Here is a 5,754-nt window from a genome sequence, read left to right as displayed (position 1 = left end):
TAAGGTACAGATAAAAAATACCTCCTGAGCCGGGAGGTATTTTTTATCTGCTTCAGGCTTTTTTATTGCTTAAAGCGGCTTTGACAAAGGCGGTGAAGAGCGGGTGGCCTTTGCGCGGATTGGAGGTGAATTCCGGGTGGAACTGGCAGGCGAAGAACCACGGGTGATCGGGCAGCTCGATGGTTTCCACCAGGCGTTCGCGGCCGGTGGAGACGCCGCCAATAACGAGGCCTGCGGCTTCCAGCTGGGGCAGGAAGTTGTTGTTGACTTCGTAGCGGTGGCGGTGGCGCTCGCGTATGTGTTCGCTGCCGTAGATTTTGGCGGCGAGGCTGCCGGCTTTGAGCTCGACGTCTTGCGCGCCCAGGCGCATGGTGCCGCCCAGGTCGGCGGATGCGTCGCGGGTTTCCACGCTGCCGTCGGCGGTTTGCCATTCGTCAATCAGGCCGACAACGGGGTATTTGGTTTTGAGGTCGAACTCGGTGGAGGTTGCGCCTTCGAGACCGGCTACGTCGCGGGCGTATTCAATCAGGGCGATTTGCATACCGAGGCAGATGCCCAGATAGGGCACTTTGTTTTCGCGGGCGTAGCGTACGGCGGCGATTTTGCCTTCGACGCCGCGCGAGCCGAAGCCGCCGGGTACGAGAATGGCATCCATGTCTTTGAGCATGGAGACGTCGCCGTTGTTGTTTTCGATGGCTTCGCTGTCGACAAAGGTAATTTGTACGTCGGTTTCGGTGTGGATGCCGGCGTGTTTCAGGGCTTCAATCAGGGATTTGTAGGATTCGGTCAAATCGACGTATTTGCCGACCATGGCGATTTTGGCGGTGTGCTTCGGATTTTGAATCGCGTGGACGATTTTTTTCCACTCGGTCAAATCGGCTTGCTGTACGTTGAGCTGAAGCTGCTCGGTAATGATGTTGTCGATGCCCTGCTTGTGCAGCATTTCGGGGCATTCGTAGATGCTTTGTACGTCGTAGCTGCCGACGATGGCGCGTTCTTCCACATTACAGAAGAGGGCGATTTTGCGGCGCTCGTCTTCGGGCATGATGCGGTCCATGCGGCAGATGAGAATGTCGGGCTGAATGCCGATGCTCAGCATTTCTTTCACGGTATGCTGGGTCGGCTTGGTTTTGATTTCGCCGGCAGCGGCGATGTAGGGCACGTAGCTCAGGTGGGCAAACAGGGTGTTGTTGCGGCCGAGCTGGCTGCGCATCTGGCGGATGGCTTCCAAAAAGGGCAGCGATTCGATGTCGCCGACGGTGCCGCCGATTTCGACGATGGCAACATCATAACCTGCCGCGCCGTCGTGGATGCGGCGTTTGATTTCGTCGGTAATGTGGGGGATGACCTGCACGGTGCCGCCGAGATAGTCGCCGCGGCGCTCTTTGGCGATGACGTTTTCGTAAACCTGGCCGGCGGAGAAGCTGTTGCGCTTGTTCATGGTGGAGTTGATGAAGCGCTCGTAGTGGCCGAGGTCGAGGTCGGTTTCCGCGCCGTCGTCGGTCACGAATACTTCGCCGTGCTGGAAGGGGCTCATGGTGCCGGGATCGACGTTGATATAGGGGTCGAGCTTGAGCATGGTGACTTTCAAGCCGCGCGATTCGAGAATGGTGGCAATAGAAGCGGCGGCGATACCTTTACCCAATGAAGATACAACGCCGCCGGTTACGAAAATAAATTTAGTCATGATGTGCTACCCATGTTGGAATATGTGATTTTACCGTGAAGCGGCGCGGCTGGCAAACGGCAGCGGCATGTGGCTGCACTTGCTGCGAAGCCGTCTGAAAAACGGGTTTTTCAGACGGCTTCGGCCCGCTTTATTCTGCGGCGGGTTGGCGCAGCTCGCGGCGCAGGATTTTGCCGACGTTGGATTTCGGCAGCTCGTCGCGGAACTCAATGTCGCGCGGCACTTTGTAGCCGGTCAGCTCGCGGCGGCAGAAGGCGATTAATTCTTCGGCGGTCAGCGAGGGGTCTTTTCGGACGACGAAGACTTTGAGCGCTTCGCCGGTTTTTTCGCTGGGTACGCCGATACAGGCGACTTCGAGGACTTTGTCGTTGTGGGCGATGACTTCTTCGATTTCATTGGGGTAAACATTGAAGCCGGATACGACAATCAAATCTTTTTTGCGGTCCACCAGCTTGAACCAGCCTTTTTCGTCCATTACGGCGATGTCGCCGGTTTCCAGCCAGCCGTCTTGGTCGATGGCTTTGGCGGTTTCTTCGGGGCGGTTCCAATAGCCTTGCATCACTTGCGGGCCGCGCACCCACATTTCGCCGGGCTGGCCTTGCGGCACTTCTTTGCCGTCGGCATCGCGCAGCTGTACTTCGGTGGAGCAGACGGGCAGGCCGATGGAGCCGGTGTAGGCGGGAATGTTCAGCGGGTTGGCGCACACGCCGGGGCTGGCTTCGGTAAGGCCGTAGGCTTCGACGATGGGCGTGCCGGTGATGTTTTTCCATTTTTCGGCTACGGCGCGCTGCGTGGCCATGCCGCCGCCGAGGGTGAGCTTCAGGTTGGAGAAATCGACTTCGGCAAATTCGGGGCGGTTGATTAAGCCGTTAAACAGGGTGTTGACGCCGATGAAAACGCTGATGCGCTCTTTTTTCATGTCGCCGATAAAGGCTTTCATGTCGCGCGGGTTGGTAATCAAGACGATTTTGGAGCCGACGCCGGAGAAAATCATCAGGTTAACGGTTAGGGCGAACACATGATACAGCGGCAGGGCGGCGATAACGGTTTCGCTGCCTTCCTGAAGCTGGTTTTTAATCCATTCGCGCGCCTGCAGCATATTGGCGCAGATGTTGCCGTGGCTCAATACTGCGCCTTTGGCTACGCCGGTGGTGCCGCCGGTGTATTGCAGAAAGGCGGTGTCTTCGCGGGTTACGGCCACGGGGCGGAAGCTGTGCGCCGCACCCTGTTTTAAGGCCGTCTGAAAAGTAACGGTGTTCGGAATGCGGTATTCCGGCACCATTTTTTTGACTTTGCGTAATACGAAATTAATCAGGCTGCCTTTGAGCAGGCCGAACATTTCGCCGACGGAGGCAACGATGACGTTTTTGATGTCGGTGCGCGGCAGCACCAATTCCAGCGTGTTGGCGAAGTTTTCCAAAACGATGATGGTGGTGGCGCCGCTGTCTTTCAGTTGGTGCGCCAGCTCGCGCGGGGTGTAGAGCGGATTGGTGTTGACCACGACCAGGCCGGCTTTCAGGATGCCGAACAGGGCGACGGGATATTGCAGCAGGTTGGGCATCATGATGGCGACGCGCTCGCCGCGCGGCAGCTTCAGCACGTTTTGCAGGTAGGAGGCGAAATCTGTAGCCAGCTTGTCGGTTTGCGCGTAAGTCAGCACTTTACCCATATTTTGAAACGCCGGTTTGCTTGCGAATTTCTGCGCGCTTTGGGCAAACACGTCGTTGAGGGATTGGTAAAGGGAAAGGTCGATTTCGTGGGCAACGCCCGCTTCGTAGCTTTGAAGCCAGATTTTTTCCATAATGAATGTCTGTATGTGTTCGGGTAAAGGGTGGTGCGGGCGCAATGCCTGCCGATAGAGCGCTTATTCTATGCGCTACGTCCGCGCTATGCAATGCCTGCGGGAAAAAGCCGTCTGAAAAACGGATTTTCAGACGGCCTGAGCTTGTCGCGCTAAACGGATTTAAGCTTCGGCCAGGCCGAGCTTTTTCAGCAAGGCGCGGCTGCCGGCATCGACCAGGCGGAAGGTTTCGGCAAAGTCGCCGGTGTACCACGGATCGGGTACATGGGCGTAGCCGCTTTCGGGAATGAGGTCGGTCAGCTTAAACAGTTTATCGGGATGTTTGCCGAACAGGCGCTCCAGGTTGGCGAGATTGTCGTCGTCCATTGCGATGATGAAGTCGTAATGGTCGATGTCGCTGCCTTTGACTTTGCTGCTGGTAAAGCCGACGGGCGGGATGCCTTGCTCGGTCAGCATTTTCTGCGTACCCGCGTGCATATTTTCACCGTCGTGCCAGCCGGATGTGCCGGCGCTGCCGACACTGATGCGGTGGGCGACACCGGCTTCGGCCGCGCGTTGGCGCAGCACAAATTCGGCCATGGGCGAGCGGCAGATGTTGCCGAGGCAGACGAAGAGAACGTGATACTGCGGCATTTTCAGACGGCTCCGCTGCTGAAAAACGGATTGAAGCCGTCGAGTTTGAGGGCTTGCGCGTAGTTGACCGGCTCGCCGGCTTCCGGCAGGGCTTCGCGCAGCATATAAAGATGCTCGACGCGGCACTCGGCCATCAAGTCCACAAAATTCTGCTGGATAACGGCGATGTTGTCGGTGGGTGAAAGCCGCCATTGGAAAATCTGCGGTGCCAGCTCGAATGCGCCGTCGGTGGCGTTGAAGCTGAACATCAGGCTGCCGCCCTGCTGCGCTGCCATCACCACGCCGACGCGCGGGCTTTGCAGGCGGATGGCGCGGATGGCGTTGGTGGCGAATACGTCCATCGCCATGCGTTGGCGCATGTGGCTGCCCTCTGTCAGAGCGTGCAGCGGCGTGGCGGGCGAGAGCGGATTGACAAACAGGGTTACGTCCGGCGCGGCCAGGGCTTCCTGCCAAAGCTGCATCAGCGGCAGGCCCGCTTTAAGCAGGTTTTGCCCCAAAGCGGCTTGGGTTTTGCGGTCGCCGTAGCCCAGCGCGAATACAACGTGTACCGACTGCCCTTCCGGCAGTGCCAGCTCGGAAGCTTTGAACTGCGCGGCAAAGTTTTGCGCCGCGTCCAAACTCTGCTTGGCTTGAAACCACTGCCCCGCATTGATTTCGCTGACTACGGTGGAGGGCAGCAGAAACGGCAGCCAAGCAGCTTGGCCGAGAGCGCGCAGATGCGGATAGTTTTCAAAGCAGGCATTGAGCGCGGCGGCGGGGGCGTCCAGCTTCAGGTTTTGCGGCTGTTTGCAGCCGGCCACCAAGACCAGCGGCATGGCAAACCATTGGATTTCGTCATCGTTTTCCGCGCCCAGCGTGTGGTCGAGGTTTTCCAGCAGTGCGCGGTAGGATTCGGCATCGGGCGCCATGCTCATGGCCACCGACAGGCCGAGATAGTAATTCTGCATCAGCATGCCGCGGATTTCGGTTTGCAGCGCTTCGGCGGAGAGCTTGCGCTGCGCGGCGGAGCTGCTGTGCGCCAGAGCGGAGGCGTGAATCAGCAGATTGTTTTTTACAGGTGTTTCGGGGTAGGGGCGGGTATCGGGAAGAACGAAAGACGCGGTCATGTTTCTGCCTCGGGGTTATTTTTGTGAAGATGGCAGATTATAGCAATAACAGAGTAAAGCAGTAGGATATGGCGCAGGGGAATTGATTATCTGATTGTTTTTATAGCCGAATAAAATAGAAAAGCGCAAAAGAAAAAAGCACCGGAAACCGATGCTTTGTAAATGTGGCGCGGCGGACGGGGCTCGAACCCGCGACCCTCGGCGTGACAGGCCGATACTCTAACCAACTGAGCTACCGCCGCGCGTGTTGTTCAACCAACAACGAAAGGAAAACTTAGAGAAAGGATTAAACCATAAAAACTGGTGGGTGATGACGGAGTCGAACCGCCGACATTCTGCTTGTAAGGCAGACGCTCTACCAACTGAGCTAATCACCCGAAGCCGCTATTAAAGCAAAATGTGCCCGCGCTGGCAAGCAGCTTCTCAATGGTGAGGCATAGTTTGTTGATAAATAAACGAATAAAAATGCTTATAGTCGTAGAACTTAAATCCTGCTACGGCGTTGGCTCGCCTTGCCGTACTACCTG

The 5,754-nt window shown here is 57.2% G+C and carries 4 protein-coding genes and 2 tRNA genes; all 6 read right to left on the bottom strand.

All coding sequences use genetic code 11. The annotated features are described in order from the left end of the window. Positions 1–52: 52 nt before the first annotated feature. Positions 53–1,687 (bottom strand): CTP synthase, encoded by a 1,635-nt coding sequence (gene pyrG / locus BDE01S_RS07765; protein ID WP_066079744.1) that lies wholly within the window; start codon positions 1,685–1,687, stop codon positions 53–55. A 130-nt stretch (positions 1,688–1,817) separates the two neighbouring features. Then, positions 1,818–3,488 (bottom strand): AMP-binding protein, encoded by a 1,671-nt coding sequence (locus BDE01S_RS07760; protein ID WP_066079740.1) that lies wholly within the window; start codon positions 3,486–3,488, stop codon positions 1,818–1,820. A 162-nt stretch (positions 3,489–3,650) separates the two neighbouring features. Then, entirely contained in the window at positions 3,651–4,121 is a 471-nt protein-coding gene (locus BDE01S_RS07755) for a low molecular weight protein-tyrosine-phosphatase (protein ID WP_066079737.1), read from the bottom strand. 2 nt (positions 4,122–4,123) lie between these two features. Continuing rightward, positions 4,124–5,227 (bottom strand): conjugal transfer protein, encoded by a 1,104-nt coding sequence (locus BDE01S_RS07750; protein WP_066079734.1) that lies wholly within the window; start codon positions 5,225–5,227, stop codon positions 4,124–4,126. A gap of 165 nt (positions 5,228–5,392) precedes the next feature. After that, positions 5,393–5,469, bottom strand: a tRNA-Asp gene (locus tag BDE01S_RS07745). Between the two features lie 59 nt (positions 5,470–5,528). Then, a tRNA-Val gene (locus BDE01S_RS07740) sits at positions 5,529–5,604 on the bottom strand. Between the last annotated feature and the right edge of the window lie 150 nt (positions 5,605–5,754).

Origin of the sequence: Bergeriella denitrificans NBRC 102155 (assembly GCF_001592185.1) — a bacterium.
GTDB lineage: Bacteria > Pseudomonadota > Gammaproteobacteria > Burkholderiales > Neisseriaceae > Neisseria > Neisseria denitrificans.
The sequence above is the reverse complement of the archived record's forward strand: the minus strand, read 5'-3'. Positions and strand labels throughout refer to the sequence as shown.

Coding starts and splice junctions, on each gene's coding strand:
- BDE01S_RS07760 (WP_066079740.1), bottom strand. CDS start 3,488: ATGGAAAAAATCTGGCTTCAAAGCTACGAAGCGGGCGTTGCCCACGAA.
- pyrG (WP_066079744.1), bottom strand. CDS start 1,687: ATGACTAAATTTATTTTCGTAACCGGCGGCGTTGTATCTTCATTGGGT.
- BDE01S_RS07750 (WP_066079734.1), bottom strand. CDS start 5,227: ATGACCGCGTCTTTCGTTCTTCCCGATACCCGCCCCTACCCCGAAACA.
- BDE01S_RS07755 (WP_066079737.1), bottom strand. CDS start 4,121: ATGCCGCAGTATCACGTTCTCTTCGTCTGCCTCGGCAACATCTGCCGC.